Below are 15,390 nucleotides of genomic sequence, written 5' to 3' on the forward strand. Positions count from 1 at the left end.
TAATGACCATTTCATGGAAAAACACCGTATGGCTGAGCGTGGCCCTGTTAAACCCGCCGCTGGTGAAGGCTGACGACACAAGCTTTAACGTGCAGTTTATCGGCACCATCGTTGGGGAATCCTGTAACGTCGATACTAACAGCGCAGAGCAAACGATCGACCTGGGTGAATTTACGACAGAGGAATTTCCGCGCGTGGGCGCCACGACACCGGAAAAGCAGTTTACCATCACGCTCAAAAACTGCACCCGCGCAATCGGCGGCACGACCGTCTGGTTTACCGGCGACGCGGACGCCAACGATCCCAAGCTGCTTGCCTTATCAGATACGGGAAAAGGGACGCAGCACATGATGGCGACCGGACTGGCAGTCGAGCTGCTCGACAGCGCGCGGGCGTCTGTCCCGATCAATAATACCGAGTCGCCGCTATATCCCCTGCTGCCGGGCGATAACACGCTGACCTTCTTCCTGCGCTATAAATCTACGCTGCCGACGGTCACCACCGGCAACGCCACCGCCGTGATGTATTTCGATCTGCTTTACCAGTAAGGAGACAGAATGACGATCCTGAACAGGTTATTTATCTGTTGCGCGCTGCTGTTGTCAGGCAAGACGCTCGCCCATGACGGCACGGTCTATATTACCGGCGTGGTGAAAGGCAAAACCTGTATTGTCTCCCCCGGCTCGGAACAGCTGGTAGTGGAGATGCATGATGTGGTGGCCCGCCAGCTGGCCGGGCAAAAAAACGAAACGCCCTATGAGCCGTTCACTATTAACCTTGAAGCCTGCGGCGCCGGGTTATCCGCCGTCAGCACCCATTTTGAAGGCACGCCGGACGGTAACAATAGCGATCTGCTGGCCCTGACCGGCGGGCCGGACTATGCAACCGGCGTGGCTATCGGCCTCTATAATCCTGATAAATCGCTGATCGCCATGGGGGATGAAAGCCTGCCGTTCGCGCTAAGCAATGACCAGACCACCCTGGCGCTGCATTTTTACGCCCGCTACCTCGCCGTGACGAACGCCGTTACGCCGGGGGTGGCTAACGCTGCCGCCACCTTTGTGCTGACCTATGCGTGAGGCCAGCCTGCTGAAAAAAGCGGAGATAGCCCTGCTGACCGCCGCGTCTTTCTGGCTCTTGCCCACTCAGGCCGGGGTGGTGATTGGCGGCACGCGGTTTGTTTATCCTCAGGATCAGCGCGCTATCAGCGTCACCGTGCGCAATAAGTCCTCGCTGCCGTATCTGATTGGCACAAAAATTTATCGCGGCGGCCGATGGCCGGGGGCGCAGCAGCCCCCCGAAGCGGCCACCGCGTGGTTTACCGCGACGCCGCCACTTTTTGCACTCCAGCCCGGACGTGAGAATAAGATCCGTCTGTTTCGCGCCGATGCGCCGCTTCCTGCCGATCGCGAAACGCTTTTCACGCTAAGCATTGCCTCCATTCCGGCCAGCCAGCGTCACAGCGATAACGTTCAGATGGCGGTACGTTCCAGCATGAAGTTTATCTATCGCCCGGAGAGGCTTCAGGGCGAACCGGCGCTGGCCTATCGTCAGCTACGCTGGCAGCTGACCGCCGACGGGCTGACGGTTGAAAACCCGTCGCCTTATTACGTCACGCTGTATCAGCTTTCCGTTAACGGAACGCGGGTGGATAACGCCGGCGTTGTCGCCCCTCTGAGCCAGCGACAAACGGACTGGTGTAAAGGGACTGCCAGGTGCCAGCTCACCTGGCAGTCGCTGAGCGACGAGGGGCGGATATTGCCCTCGATCGCCCGCACGGTGAAATAATTGCTCGCGGGGGTATCCTGGCAGCGGACCGACACTAGCGGTGAAACTCCGCTACCGTCATGGTAAAGCGCAGCACTTTTTCTCCCTCATTGGCATAGCCGTGCGCCGCTTCCGTTTTCGCTACCGCCGACGCGCCAGCATTAACCTGTACCACCGTCTCGTCCACCGTCAGGGTTAATACGCCTTCGTTCACGTGCAGCAGCTCAAACGTTCCCGCCGGATGTCCCGGAGAGGTGAAAGTCTCTCCCGGATGCATCTCCCACTGCCACAGCTCAATCATGTCGGGGCCTGCGGTGCCTGCCAGCAATCTGGCATAACCGCCCTGTGCGCCCTGCCACAGAACCGGGATCGCCTCTTCCTGAATAATGTGTATCTGCGGCTCGCTGGAGACGTTAACGATGTCTGCCACCGAGACGCCAAGCGCGGCGGCCAGTTTGCACAGAATGGCAATGCTGGGGTTGGCAGCCCCTTTTTCGATCTCCACCAGCATGCCTTTGCTGACGCTGGCGCGGCGGGAAAGCTCGTCCAGCGACAGCTTTTTCTCTTTCCGCCAGCTGCGGATACGGTTCGCCACGGCCAGGCTTACCTGGGCAACATCGGCGCCCGCATCGGTCATTATATTAACTTTATCAGTCATTGGTCACTACCATGGTATAAAACAGTCAATACAGGATTATTTATGTCTCTTCTAACACCGTCAATAGATTCGCGACTTGTCGGGATCGCGCCCGGCTTTCGGGCGCTGAGCATTCTGGTTGAAGCTGCCCCGATTACCCAACCGGAGGTTGCGCCCGCTGCGCTGGCGCAGGCCTGCCAGCAGATGCTCAATGATGATGTGCCCTGGGCAGAAAATCATCTCGCCGCCTGGGATGAGGTGTTTAAAGCCTTTGGTGCAAAACCCAAACGTACGCCCTGCTCGGCCTCGGCCCTGCGCAAGCGCGTGATGAGAGACGGTTCGCTGCCGCCGCTCGACCCGGTGGTGGATGTCTATAATGCCATCAGTATCCGCTACGCTATTCCGGTAGGGGGAGAAAATCTGGCGGCTTACTCGGGAGCGCCGCGCCTGACGCTGGCCGACGGCAGCGAGCCGTTTGATACCTTTAAAGAAGGTGAGCCGGTTGTAGAAAATCCGGAGCCAGGCGAAGTTATCTGGCGTGACGATCTCGGCGTCACCTGCCGCCGCTGGAACTGGCGACAGGGGGTACGCACGCGTCTGGACAGCCAGGCGCAATCCATGTGGTTTATTCTCGAAAGCCTGCCGTCGATGCCGCTGGCGGCATTACAGGAAGCTGGCGATGAGCTGGTGAGCAATCTGCAAAAGCTGATGCCGGGCGCGACGGCGCGTATTCAGTTGCTGGAGCTGGCGTGAACAACGCCGGGTGGCGCTTCGCTTACCCGGCCTACAAAATCAACACCCCCCGTACCCGTAGGCCCGGTAAGCGTTAGCGCCACCGGGCAAATACCGCACCATCTCGCCCCCGTAGGCCCGGTAAGCGCAGCGCCGCCGGGCAAACACCGCACCATCCCCCGTAGGCCCGGTAAGCGCAGCGCCACCGGGCAAAGCCGCTACTCCGGCAACAACCCCACAAAACAGCGTTTTTTGCGCGGCTCTGACATCAGCTCTTCAAGCTTATCCACGCACGCCAGATAGTGTGGCGTTTGCTTATGCGCCAGCACCGCCGCTTCGTCTTTATAGGCTTCGTAAATAAAGAAGCGGGTTTTCACCCGTGGGTCCTGCAAGACATCAAAGCGCAGGTTTCCCGGCTCCTTGATGGCCCCCTCGTGGTTGGCGCGAAATACCTCCAGAAACTCGTCCACCCGCTCGGGTTTAATATTAATCTCCACCAGCGTCACGTTCATTTTGCTTCTCCCTGTTTCTCTTCCTGCCAGAACTGGAACGCCTCCCGGGCGCTCATGTTCTCGTGAACGACTTTCTTCACCGCCTTCAGCATGGCGAGTGGCGCGCTGGACTGGAAGATGTTGCGCCCCATGTCCACGCCGGATGCGCCCTGGTCAATCGCCCGCCAGCACATCTCCAGCGCCTCGTGCTCCGGCAGCTTTTTGCCCCCGGCGATAACAATCGGCACCGGGCAGCTGGCGGTCACTTTTTCAAAGCCCTCGTCCACGTAGTAGGTTTTGACGAACTGCGCTCCCATTTCGGCGGCGATGCGGCTGGCAAGCGAGAAATAGCGCGCGTCACGCGCCATCTCTTTCCCCACGCCCGTCACCGCCAGCGTCGGCATGCCGTAGCGCGCCCCCGCATCCACCAGCTTGATGATGTTGTTGATCGACTGATGCTCAAACGGGCTTCCGATATACACCTGCGCCGCCACCGCGCAGACGTTCAGACGCAGCGCGTCCTCCATCGCCACCGCCACGCACTCGTTGGAAAGCTCGCCCAGAATCGAGTTACCGCCGGAGGCGCGCAGCACCACCGGTTTGTTGGTCGCGGCAGGCACCTGGCTCCTGAGGATGCCGCGGGTGCACATCAGCACGTCGGTTTCACCAAACAGCGGCGCGATGGAGAGATCGATACGCTCAAGGCCGGTGGTCGGCCCCTGAAAGTAGCCGTGGTCAAAGGCCAGCATCACCGTGCGGTTGCTCTGTGGGTTGAAGATGCGCGCAAGCCTCGACTGCATTCCCCAGTCCAGCGAGCCGCAGCCCTTCAGGGTGTAAGGCACGTTCTGCTGCGGCGTGCCGATGCCAAAATCCTTGCCGTCTTTGATGTCGTCTAAATCAGCCATTTGCTCCCCCGTCAGAAATCGTATTTGTTGATGTTCTCTTTGGTGAACACCACCCGCTCCGGCAGCAGCACGATGCCGTTGCCCTTCGCCTCATACTGGTAGCCCTGCACGCTGTTCGGCTCGACCTTCAGCGTCCCGATATCTTTCACGTCGACGCTGTCGCCAGGGTTAAGATCGCCTTTTTTCAGTAAACGATCGGCGACATTGACCGCAATTTTGCCCTGTTGCACCACATCCCACAGGCCGAAGGCTTTCACCGTGCCGCGCTCAACGTACGGGCGCATCACGTTCGGCGTGCTGAAGCCGACAATCGCTACCCCTTCCCGTTTCAGGTTTTCCGCCGCCTGTGCCGCGGCTGGCAGGGCGTTGGCGTCCGGGGCGATAATCGCGTCCAGATCCGGGTAGGCTTTTAAGATCCCCTCGGCGGTTTGCAGGGATTTGGTGGCGTCGTTATAGCCAAACTGGGTGGTGACGACCTGCCACTGAGGATGATCTTTCTCGATCTTGGCCTTCGCCTCTTTCACCCACTGGTTCTGGTCGGTGACGGTCGGGCTTGAGTAGAAGAACGCCACTTTGGCATTCGGTTTGGTGACCTGCTTGCCCGCCATCTCCACCAGCAGGCCGCCGAGCTGCTGCGGCGTGCCCTGGTTAATGTAGATGCTGCGGCACTCCGGTTTGGTGTCGGAGTCCCAGGTCAGCACCTTCACGCCGCGCTGCATCGCGCGCTTGAGCGCCGGGCAGAGGCCGTCCGGCGACACGGCGGAGACGATAATGGCGTTATAGCCCTGGTTGACGAAGTTATTGATCAGCTGCACCTGGCCGGAGACGCTCGGCTCGGTCGGGCCGTCGTAGGTCACGTCCACGCCGAGATCTTTCCCCGCCTCTTTCGCGCCGTTGCCGCCGCTGGTGAAGAATCCCACGCCTACCAGTTTCGGGATAAAGGCAATGCGGTCCGCCGCCTGCGCCGAAGCGAAGCTGAGGGCCATTGCCAGGACGAATAGTTTTGTTTTCATCTTACGCTCCGGATAGTTTTCTGAAGAGAGAACGCACCCATTCGCGGTGCAGACTCAGCGAACGTCCCATCACCACCACAACCAGCAGCGCCCCTGACAGCGCGCTCGACACCTGGTTGGGGATGCCGACCATCTGTAAACCCTGTTGCAGGTACCCCACCAGCAGCGCCGCCAGCGCCGTACCGACAACCGAACCTGACCCGCCGTAGATATTTGCCCCGCCGAGTACGGCGGCGGTGAGCGCGGGCATGAGTAAATCGCGCCCCAGATCCGAGCGCGCGGAACCGAAATAGGAGACCATCACCAGCGCGGCAACCGCCGAGGCTACCCCCACCAGGCCGTACAGCGCGTACGGCATGCCGTTCACCGACAGCGCCGCATAGCGCGCCGCACGCGGATTCTGGCCGATTAAAAACAGATGCCGACCAAAGCGCCCGCGGTGGGTAATCAGCCAGAAGAAAGCGGTAATCACCGCGAACAGCACCAGCGGGATCGGCAGGCCCACCACCGTGAGGTTAGCGAAGGTGGTAAAGCTGTCCGGGAAGCCGCCGATCCCCTCGTAGCCCGTCGCCCCCGCCATGCCGGAGAGCAGCAGCGCCCCGCCGCCGTAGAGGTAGAGCGTGCCGAGGGTAATGACCAACGGGCTGATGCCGGTGTAGTGGATCAGCGCCGCATTCACCAGCCCGCACAGCAGGCCGAGCAGCAGCGTCAGAGGGATGGCAACCGCCATCGGCCACCCTGCCTGCATCATCACCCCCAGCGCGATGGCGCACAGGCCGATGGTTGAGCCGAGGGAAATATCGATCCCGCCGCTGATAATCACAAGCGTAAGCGGCAGCGCCACGATGCCAATGCAGATAAAGTCGCTGGTGCTGAACAGCAGCATGTTGATATCAAGCATGCGCGGGTTGATGGCGCCGAAGAGCAGGATCTCCAGCACCAGTAAAATCAGCAGCGCGCTTTCCCAGTTAAGCCTCATTTACGCCACCTCTTTTTTGCGTTTGGGAAACGGGGTAACGTGCTTTCCCCCTTTGTTACCCGGCTGGAAACGGCTGTATTTCAGCGCCCGCTGATGCCGTGAGAGCGCCTGACGCAGCCGCCCGTCGAGCACCAGCACACCCAGCAGCACCAGCCCGGCGATAAAGTCGTTCCACCACGCCGGGAGCCTGAACAGCACCAGCACGGTATCGATTTGGGTGAGGAAGAACGCGCCGAGTAAGGCGCCGACCAGCGTGCCGGTGCCGCCCAGCAGCGAGATGCCACCGAGCACGCAGGCGGCGATGGCTTTCATCTCCAGCCCGCTGCCGGTCTGGTTGGGCACAAAGCCTATCTGCGCGGCAAACACAATCCCGGCGCAGGCCGCCAGCATGCCGTTGAGGGTAAAGGCGATCATGCGGGTGCGGTTCACCGCCACGCCCAGCTGGCGCGCGGCGGCGAGGTTATCCCCCACGGCGTAAAAATCACGTCCAAAGGCGGTGCGCGACAGCGTCCACGCGCCGATGGCCGCGATAATCAACACCAGCATGCCGAGCGGCGAAATGCCGACGGCGGCGGGCTCAGAGAGAGATTTCAGCCCCGGCGGCAGCCCTTCTATCCACTTCCCGCCGGTCCACAGCAGCATCGCCCCACGATACAGCCCCAGCGTGCCGAGGGTGGCGACAATCGCCGGAATGCGCAGGCCCACCACCAGAAAACCGTTGAACGCCCCCGCCAGCGCGCCAATCGACAGCGCGAAGAGAATGGAAACGGGCAGGCTGTAGCCGCTGTTCAGCGCCACGCCGACGGCGATCGCCGAAAGCCCGACGGTGGAGCCGACGGAGACGTCAATATTGCGGGTCAGCATCACCAGCGCCGCGCCGATAGCCAGCAGGATCAAGATCTGCGAGCTGGCGAAGATCATCCCCAGCGTCTGTAAGCTCAGGTAGGACGGGTTCAGCGCCACCAGCACGGCGAACAGCGCCAGAATGGCGAGAAACGCGCTCAGCTCGCGGTTTTTCAGTAAGATCTTCATGATTGCCCTCCAAACGCCAGCGCCATCATCCGGTCGAGGCTGACGGCGTGGCGCGGCAGCTCGCCGCTGAGCACGCCCTGATGCATTACCAGCACCCGATCCGCGAGGCCGGGAAACTCATCGAGATCGCTTGAGATCATCAGCACCGCCACGTTCTGCGCCGCCACGCTTTTCAGCAGCTGATAAATATCGGCGCGCGCCGATACGTCCACGCCGCGCGTCGGTTCATCGACGATCAGCAGCAGCGGGTTGGCCTCAAGACAGCGCGCCAGCAGCACCTTCTGCTGATTACCACCGGAGAGCGTGCGCACGGTTTGATCCGCATGGTTGAGCTTGATCCCCAGCGCCCGGTGATAGCGTTCCACTACCGCAGACTCCCGCTTTCGCTGCTGCCAGAGCGACGGCTCGTTCAGCGCCACGGTGTTCCAGCGGATCGGCGCGTCGAGAAACAGGCCGGACACCTGCCTGTCTTCCGGCAGATAGACCAGCCCTTTTTGCAGGCGTGAACTGACCGGATCGGCGGTGATCTCCTGGCTCTCCAGCCACACCCGCCCGCCGCGAACCGGACGCAGGCCGTAGAGCGTTTCGGCAAACTCGGTGCGCCCGGACCCCACCAGCCCGGCCAGACCAACGATCTCCCCGGCGTAAATCTCAAGGCTGAGATCGATAAAGCCCTCCCCGGTGAGCGCTTCCACGCGCAGCACGGGAAAATCCTGCGCCTGGGTGCGGCGGTTGCCCGGCAGCGCCAACCACAGCTTTTGCGTATCGCTCAGGGATGCTTCCCGGCTTACAGGCGTCATGGCGGCGATCAGGGCGTTATCGTCAAAATGCGCAGTTTCGCCGCTGAGCACCACCGCGCCGTCGCGCATCACTGAGACGTGACTCGCCAGCTGTCGAATCTCCGGCAGCTTATGCGAGATAAAAACAATCCCGACGCCAAGATCCTGCAAGGCGCGGATCTGGCGAAACAGCCGTTCGGTTTCACCGGGCGTCAGCGAGGCCGTGGGTTCATCAAGGATCAGAATTCTGGCGTTGCGCATCAGCCCGCGCAGGATCTCTACCATCTGCTGGTCCGCCACCTCGAGGGTGCTGGCGGTAGCGTCGAGGTTAAGCTGGCATTGCAGCTGCCGGAGTTTTTCCGCCAGGCGTTTTTCCCGATCGCGCTCTCGCGGCAGACGAAACAGGATGTTTTCCCGCACCGTCAGGTTGGGAAATAGCAGCGGCTCCTGCGGCACCAGATAAATGCCTAACCTGTGCGCCTGCGCCGGGGTAAGCCGTGCAAAAGACTCACCCGCCACCGAAAGTTCACCGCTATCCGGGGTTTCTACCCCGGCGATGATCTTCATCAGCGTCGATTTTCCCGCGCCGTTACCGCCCATCAGCGCATGCACCTGCCCCGCAAGCAGTGTGAAATCAATGCCTTTTAAGACCGGTACGCCTGAAAACTGCTTGCTGATATCACGCGCGTCGAGAAGTGGTGTCATCATCGCTCCGCTATTGAACAAATGATTTTTAGATTTAATAATGTTCAAAAGCGTAGACGGTGAACTATATTTACAACCGTGCAGGGATCACAGTTTTATCGATTGAGATTCAGATAAAGCGGAAACGATCGAAAAGATCCGTTTTGTCGCGTGGCTCACATTTTCACGTCGCACCATCACGAACATATGATCTAAATTTTTATAAGAGTTCAATTATGAGCGATAAACGCACTGCGGAAGAAGGACGGTTTGCCGGGCTGGCACTGGCGGAAGAGGAGCTGGTGGCGCGCGTGGCCTGGTGCTACTACCACGACGGGCTGACCCAGAACGACATCGGCGAACGGCTCGGGCTGCCGCGTCTGAAGATCTCCCGCCTGCTGGAGAAAGGCCGTCAGTCCGGGGTGATCCGCGTGCAGATCAACTCCCGCTACGAGGGCTGCCTGGCGCTGGAAACCGAGCTGCAACAACGATTTGGCCTGAAGCTGGTGCGCGTGATGCCCGCCCTGAATACGCCGCCGATGAACGTGCGGCTGGGCATTGGCGCGGCACAGTCGCTGATGGGCGTACTGCAACCCGGCCAGCTGTTAGCGGTGGGCTTCGGTGAAACCACCATGAGCAGTCTGCAACACTTAAGCGGTTTTATCAGCTCGCAGCAGATCCGCCTGGTGACGCTCTCCGGCGGCGTCGGGCCGTATATGACCGGTATCGGCCAGCTGGATGCGGCCTGTAGCGTCAGCATGATCCCCGCCCCGCTTCGCGTGTCATCCGCTGAAGTCGCCGGGATCTTAAAGCGCGAAACCAGCGTGCGGGACGTGATCCTCGCCGCCACCGCGGCTGACGTGGCGGTGGTCGGGATTGGCTCGGTAAACCAGCGCCGTGACGCGACGATACTGCGCTCCGGCTATATCAGCGAAGGTGAACAGCTGATGTACGCCCGTAAAGGCGCGGTGGGCGATATCCTTGGCTATTTCCTTAATGCCGAAGGGGAATGCGTTGAGGAGCTGGAGATCCACAAAGAATTACTGGGCGTCACGCTCGATGAACTGGCGCAGCTGCCCACCATCGTAGGCGTGGCCGGAGGGGAAGAGAAAGCCGATGCGATTTATGCCGCACTGAAGGGTCGCCGTATTAATGGCCTGGTGACGGAAGAGACGACAGCCCGCGCGGTGCTGGCTCTGGCCGGATAAGAGCAGCCCTGCGCCTGACACGAGGCAAGCTCATGAGTTACCTTTTAGCGTTAGATGCAGGGACAGGCAGCGTTCGCGCCGTGATTTTTGATTTACAGGGCAACCAGATTGCCGTTGGCCAGGCCGAGTGGAAGCACCTGAGCGTGGAGAACGTGCCGGGCTCGATGGAGTTCGACCTCAACACCAACTGGCGGCTGGCCTGCCGGTGTATTCAGCAGGCGCTGGAGCGCGCACGCCTGAGCGCGGCGGATATTCAGTCCGTCGCCTGCTGCTCGATGCGCGAAGGGATTGTGCTGTACGACCGCAACGGCGAGGCTATCTGGGCCTGCGCCAACGTCGACGCCCGCGCCAGCCGCGAGGTGGCTGAACTCAAAGAGATCCACGACTACCGGTTTGAATCCGAAGTGTATGATGTTTCCGGCCAGACGCTTGCCCTCAGCGCCATGCCGCGCCTGCTGTGGCTGGCGCACCATCGTCCGGATATTTATCGTAAAGCCGCCACCATCACCATGATCAGCGACTGGCTGGCGGCGAAGCTCTCCGGTGAGCTGGCGGTCGATCCGTCCAATGCGGGCACCACCGGCATGCTGGATCTCTTCTCCCGCGACTGGCGTCCGACGCTGCTCGACATGGCCGGGCTGCGCGCCGATATTCTCTCTCCGGTGAAAGAGACCGGCACCGTGCTGGGCGCTGTCACCAAAGAGGCCGCGCAGCAGAGCGGCCTGCGCGAAGGCACACCGGTGGTGATGGGCGGCGGCGACGTGCAGCTGGGCTGTCTGGGGCTGGGCGTGGTCCGCGCCGGACAAACGGCGGTTCTCGGCGGCACCTTCTGGCAGCAGGTGGTGAATCTGCCGCAGGTGCGCACCGACCCTGAGATGAACATCCGCGTAAACCCGCACGTCATCCCCGGCATGGCGCAGGCGGAGTCGATCAGCTTCTTTACCGGGCTAACCATGCGCTGGTTCCGCGACGCCTTCTGCGCCGAAGAGAAGCTGATTGCCGAACGAATGGGAATGGACACCTACTCCCTGCTCGAAGAGATGGCGAGCCGCGTCCCGGCGGGCTCCCACGGCGTAATGCCGATCTTCTCCGACGCGATGCATTTTAAGCAGTGGTATCACGCAGCGCCGTCGTTTATTAACCTCTCCATCGACCCGGAAAAGTGCAACAAAGCGACGCTGTTCCGCGCGCTGGAAGAGAACGCGGCCATCGTCTCGGCCTGCAACCTGGCGCAGATTTCGCGCTTCTCCGGCGTGACGTTTGAGAGCCTGGTGTTTGCGGGCGGCGGGGCCAAAGGCGCCCTGTGGAGCCAGATTTTAAGCGACGTTACCGGGCTGCCGGTGCGCGTGCCGGAAGTGAAGGAAGCGACGGCGCTGGGTTGCGCGATTGCGGCAGGTGCTGGCGCGGGGTTGTTTGCGGATATGGCTTCGACGGGCGAGCGGCTGGTGAAGTGGAGCCGCGAGTTCACGCCGAACCCGCAGCACCGCGAGCTGTACGACGGCATGATGCAGAAATGGCAGGCGGTGTATGCCGACCAGCTCGGGCTGGTGGACAGCGGGCTGACCACGTCGATGTGGCAGGCGCCGGGGCTGGTGCGGGCAGCGGCGCCGTAAAATACGCCGGATGGCGCTGCGCTTATCCGGCCTACGGTTTGTAGCCCCGGTAAGCGCAGCGCCACCGGGGAAGTTATTTGAGATCTATCACAATCATTCGATCCCGCTTTTACCTTTCCGCTGCCGCTGGCTAAATTAGTAACTCATCCGACCACATAACAATAATTTTACACTGGAAGAGACTATGAGCCGCTACCCGTCGTTATTCGCCCCTCTCGATCTGGGGTTCACCACCCTCAAAAACCGCGTGCTGATGGGCTCGATGCACACCGGGCTGGAGGAGCGTCCGGACGGGGCTGAACGTCTGGCAGCCTTCTATGCCGAGCGCGCGCGCCACGGGGTGGCGCTGATTGTCACCGGCGGCATAGCCCCTGCCCCTTCCGGCGTGACGATGGAGGGCGGCGCAGTGTTGAACGATGCGTCACAGCTGCCGCATCACCGCATTGTGACCGACGCGGTCCACCGCGAGGGCGGCAAAATCGCCCTGCAAATTCTGCATACCGGACGCTACAGCTATCAGCCGAACCTGGTTGCCCCCTCGGCTATTCAGGCGCCGATTAACCGCTTTACTCCCCATGCCCTCAGCCACGACGAGATCCTGGCCCTGATAGACGATTTTGCCCGCTGCGCCGCGCTGGCGCGGGAAGCGGGCTACGACGGGGTGGAGGTGATGGGCTCGGAAGGCTACCTGATCAACGAATTCCTCGCCGCACGCACCAACCAGCGCGACGACGAATGGGGTGGCGACTATGCCCGCCGGATGCGTTTTGCCGTGGAGGTGGTGCGCGCGGTGCGTGAACGTGCGGGTACGGATTTTATTATCATCTTCCGCCTGTCGATGCTCGACCTGGTAGAGGGCGGCGGCACCTTCGACGAAACCGTGCAGCTGGCGCAGGCGATTGAAGCCGCTGGCGCCACCATCATCAACACCGGGATTGGCTGGCACGAAGCGCGCATTCCGACCATCGCTACGCCGGTGCCGCGCGCGGCGTTCAGCTGGGTAACGCGCAAGCTGAAAGGCAAAGTCTCCGTTCCACTGGTCACCACCAACCGCATTAACGATCCGCAGGTGGCGGAGGATGTGATCTCACGCGGCGATGCCGATATGGTATCGATGGCGCGCCCGTTCCTCGCGGATGCCGAACTGCTCTCCAAAGCGCAAAGCGGCCGTGCGGACGAGATTAATACCTGCATCGGCTGTAACCAGGCGTGTCTGGATCAGATCTTCGTCGGCAAGGTCACCTCCTGCCTCGTTAACCCCCGCGCCTGCCATGAAACCAAAATGCCGATCGTTCCTGCGGTCAACAAGAAGCGTCTGGCCGTGGTGGGTGCAGGGCCGGCGGGCCTGGCGTTTGCAGTCAATGCCGCCTCGCGCGGGCACAGCGTGACGCTGTTTGATGCGCTGGCGGAAATCGGCGGGCAGTTTACTATCGCCAGACAGATCCCCGGCAAAGAGGAGTTCTACGAAACGCTGCGCTATTACCGCCGGATGATCGAGGTGACGGGCGTCGATCTGCGGCTTAAACAGTTTGTCAGCGCGGCGGATCTGATCGGTTTCGACGAGGTGATCCTCGCGAGTGGGATCGCCCCGCGCACGCCAGCGATCGAAGGCATCGATCATCCGAAGGTATTGAGCTATCTGGATGTATTAAGGGACAAAGCGCCGGTTGGCGAGAAGGTGGCGATCATCGGCTGCGGCGGGATCGGTTTTGATACCGCGATGTATTTAAGCCAGCCGGGCGAAGCCACCAGCCAGAACATCGCTGAGTTCTGCGTGGAATGGGGGATCGACACCAGCCTGAACCAGTCCGGCGGGCTACGCCCGGAAGGGCCGCAACTGCCGAAAAGCCCGCGCCAGATCGTGATGCTCCAGCGTAAAGCCAGCAAGCCGGGTGAAGGTCTGGGAAAAACCACGGGCTGGATCCACCGCGCCACCCTGCTCTCGCGCGGGGTGAAGATGATCCCGGGGGTGAGCTACCAGAAGATCGACGACGACGGGCTGCACGTGCTGATCGGCGGCGAACCGCAACTGCTGCGCGTGGAGCATGTGATTTTGTGCGCCGGGCAGGAGCCGAAGCGGGATCTGGCGGATCCGCTGCGTGAGGCGGGGAAAACGGTGCATTTGATCGGCGGGTGCGATGTGGCGATGGAGCTGGATGCGCGGCGGGCAATTGCGCAGGGGACGAAGTTAGCTCTGGCGATCTAGGGCATTGCCGGGCGGCGCTTCGCTTACCGGGCCTACGGGTCCGAGGCCATTGTAGGCCCGGTAAGCGAAGCGCCACCGGGCATTTGAAACCGTAGGCCTGTGCAAGCGAAGCGCCGCCAGGCAAAGCGATCTTACCGACGACGCCCCAGCTTCACCGATTTCAGCACCACGAATTTGTTATTGGTGGCAATGGTGACGCAGTTGCCGAAAATCTTCTTCAGCTTGTGGAAGTAGTCCAGGTGGCGGTTCGCCACGATATACAGCTCGCCGTTGATTTTCAGGCAGCGGCGCGCGTGGTGGAACATCTCCCACGCGACGTTATCCGTCAGGGCGTGCTTCTGGTGGAACGGCGGGTTACAGAATACCGCGTTGAAGCGGAAAGGCTCTACGCCCGACAGCGCGTTATTGATCATAAACTCGCAGCGATCCAGTGCCTCCGGCAGGTTGGTTTCCACGTTCAGACGGCTGGACGCCACCGCCATTGGCGATTCGTCGCTGAACACCACGCTGGCCTCCGGGTTCTTCGCCAGCAGCGTCAGGCCAATCACGCCGTTACCGCAGCCGAGATCAACGATTTCCCCTTCCAGGTTTTCCGGCAGGTGTTCCATAAAGAAGCGTGCGCCGATATCCAGACCGGTGCGGGAGAAAACGTTCGCGTGGTTGTGGATGGTCCAGTCGGTACCTTCCAGTTTCCAGCTCAGCGTCTCCGGCGCGTCGGCCAGCGCCGGTGCGCTGAAGGTACAGTTGATCAGGCGCGCTTTTTTCCAGGCAAGCGTCGTGGTGGTCGGGCCGAGCACTTTCTCGAACAATTCCAGCGTCGAGGTGTGAATATCGCGCGCTTTGGCACCCGCGATAATACGCGTATTCGGCGTCACGACCTTACGCAGCGCGCGAAGCTGCTGCTCCAGCAGCGCCATGGTTTTGGGCACTTTAATCAGCACCACGCCCGGCGCCTGCGGGTAGTCCGCGGTGCTGTCGAGGAACTTCACGCTGGATTCTTCGATATCGTTGTGACGCAGGTTTTCACGCGTCGCCAGCTCGCTTAAGTAAGAATCGCCGATACTGTAAGGCGCATGTTCCGCCAGCGCGCAGGCCAGCGCGCCAAACGCGTCATTCAGGATCAGAACCGGGCCGCTGATTTCAGTCCCATCCAACTGTTGCAGCAGATATTCATCCGCCGCTTCCCACGCCTGAAGCGGGTTAACGTCGTCCGTTTCCGGGAAACGTTTAAGGTTGAGTGAACGGAAACCGTTGTCTAAGTGGCTCATCGGCCCTCCTGAATGGTAAAATTTGGCGTATCCCTGAAAAGGGTGCGTGAGTATACCCGTTTTCACACTATTTTGG

15 protein-coding genes are annotated in these 15,390 nt (G+C 61.0%); 7 read left to right on the forward strand and 8 right to left on the reverse strand.

The features are described 5' to 3' along the window. Nucleotides 1-2 precede the first annotated feature (2 nt). Genes SK50_RS21445 through SK50_RS21455 form a run of 3 tightly spaced genes read left to right on the forward strand, consistent with a single transcriptional unit; the run spans nucleotide 3 to nucleotide 1,788 of the window. Complete coding sequence (locus tag SK50_RS21445; RefSeq protein ID WP_047642238.1) at nucleotides 3-548, forward strand: fimbrial protein; 546 nt, start codon at nucleotides 3-5, stop codon at nucleotides 546-548. Between the two features lie 9 nt (nucleotides 549-557). Continuing rightward, on the forward strand, nucleotides 558-1,079 hold the full coding sequence (locus SK50_RS21450; protein WP_048229917.1) for a fimbrial protein: 522 nt from the start codon (nucleotides 558-560) through the stop codon (nucleotides 1,077-1,079). Further along, nucleotides 1,072-1,788, forward strand: coding sequence for a fimbria/pilus periplasmic chaperone (locus tag SK50_RS21455; RefSeq protein WP_048229918.1), 717 nt, complete (start codon nucleotides 1,072-1,074; stop codon nucleotides 1,786-1,788). The genes SK50_RS21450 and SK50_RS21455 overlap by 8 nt, the downstream gene beginning before the upstream one ends. A gap of 34 nt (nucleotides 1,789-1,822) precedes the next feature. Here the strand turns inward: SK50_RS21455 and SK50_RS21460 are convergent, their stop codons facing one another. After that, nucleotides 1,823-2,425, reverse strand: a complete 603-nt coding sequence (locus tag SK50_RS21460) for a helix-turn-helix domain-containing protein (RefSeq protein WP_023295474.1) — start codon at nucleotides 2,423-2,425, stop codon at nucleotides 1,823-1,825. A gap of 42 nt (nucleotides 2,426-2,467) precedes the next feature. Between SK50_RS21460 and SK50_RS21465 the strand changes: the two genes are divergently transcribed. After that, nucleotides 2,468-3,157, forward strand: a complete 690-nt coding sequence (locus SK50_RS21465; protein WP_017382414.1) for a B3/B4 domain-containing protein — start codon at nucleotides 2,468-2,470, stop codon at nucleotides 3,155-3,157. Between the two features lie 197 nt (nucleotides 3,158-3,354). On the opposite strand, the gene lsrG is transcribed toward SK50_RS21465, so the two are convergent. From lsrG to lsrA, 6 genes are read right to left on the reverse strand one after another with little or no spacing between them, the layout of a single operon-like run. After that, nucleotides 3,355-3,648 (reverse strand): (4S)-4-hydroxy-5-phosphonooxypentane-2,3-dione isomerase, encoded by a 294-nt coding sequence (gene lsrG / locus SK50_RS21470; RefSeq protein WP_023295476.1) that lies wholly within the window; start codon nucleotides 3,646-3,648, stop codon nucleotides 3,355-3,357. Then, nucleotides 3,645-4,532, reverse strand: coding sequence for a 3-hydroxy-5-phosphonooxypentane-2,4-dione thiolase (gene lsrF, locus SK50_RS21475; protein WP_017694299.1), 888 nt, complete (start codon nucleotides 4,530-4,532; stop codon nucleotides 3,645-3,647). Before lsrF ends, lsrG begins: the two co-directional genes overlap by 4 nt. A gap of 11 nt (nucleotides 4,533-4,543) precedes the next feature. After that, on the reverse strand, nucleotides 4,544-5,545 hold the full coding sequence (gene lsrB / locus SK50_RS21480) for an autoinducer 2 ABC transporter substrate-binding protein LsrB (RefSeq protein ID WP_045344026.1): 1,002 nt from the start codon (nucleotides 5,543-5,545) through the stop codon (nucleotides 4,544-4,546). 1 nt (nucleotide 5,546) lies between these two features. After that, on the reverse strand, nucleotides 5,547-6,524 hold the full coding sequence (gene lsrD, locus SK50_RS21485) for an autoinducer 2 ABC transporter permease LsrD (protein WP_032103364.1): 978 nt from the start codon (nucleotides 6,522-6,524) through the stop codon (nucleotides 5,547-5,549). Further along, entirely contained in the window at nucleotides 6,525-7,556 is a 1,032-nt protein-coding gene (lsrC, locus tag SK50_RS21490) for an autoinducer 2 ABC transporter permease LsrC (protein WP_045344027.1), read from the reverse strand. Further along, nucleotides 7,553-9,040 carry an autoinducer 2 ABC transporter ATP-binding protein LsrA gene (gene lsrA, locus SK50_RS21495; protein WP_032669124.1) on the reverse strand — a complete coding sequence of 496 codons (1,488 nt, stop codon included), beginning with the start codon at nucleotides 9,038-9,040 and terminating at the stop codon, nucleotides 7,553-7,555. The genes lsrC and lsrA overlap by 4 nt, the downstream gene beginning before the upstream one ends. A 215-nt stretch (nucleotides 9,041-9,255) precedes the next feature. On the opposite strand from lsrA, the gene lsrR reads away from it, so the two are divergent. The 3 genes from lsrR (at nucleotide 9,256) to SK50_RS21510 (ending at nucleotide 14,046) form a co-directional block, all read left to right on the forward strand. Beyond that, entirely contained in the window at nucleotides 9,256-10,227 is a 972-nt protein-coding gene (gene lsrR / locus SK50_RS21500; protein WP_015571933.1) for a transcriptional regulator LsrR, read from the forward strand. 32 nt (nucleotides 10,228-10,259) lie between these two features. Beyond that, nucleotides 10,260-11,840, forward strand: a complete 1,581-nt coding sequence (gene lsrK, locus SK50_RS21505; RefSeq protein WP_045344028.1) for an autoinducer-2 kinase — start codon at nucleotides 10,260-10,262, stop codon at nucleotides 11,838-11,840. Nucleotides 11,841-12,024: 184 nt separating this feature from the next. Beyond that, complete coding sequence (locus SK50_RS21510) at nucleotides 12,025-14,046, forward strand: NADPH-dependent 2,4-dienoyl-CoA reductase (RefSeq protein ID WP_045344029.1); 2,022 nt, start codon at nucleotides 12,025-12,027, stop codon at nucleotides 14,044-14,046. Nucleotides 14,047-14,177: 131 nt separating this feature from the next. On the opposite strand, the gene rlmG is transcribed toward SK50_RS21510, so the two are convergent. Then, a complete protein-coding gene (gene rlmG, locus SK50_RS21515) occupies nucleotides 14,178-15,314 on the reverse strand; it encodes a 23S rRNA (guanine(1835)-N(2))-methyltransferase RlmG (RefSeq protein ID WP_045344030.1) in 1,137 nt (378 codons plus the stop codon). Nucleotides 15,315-15,390 lie beyond the last annotated feature (76 nt).

This window comes from Enterobacter sp. BWH64 (genome assembly GCF_001037645.1).
Taxonomy (GTDB): domain Bacteria; phylum Pseudomonadota; class Gammaproteobacteria; order Enterobacterales; family Enterobacteriaceae; genus Enterobacter; species Enterobacter hormaechei_C.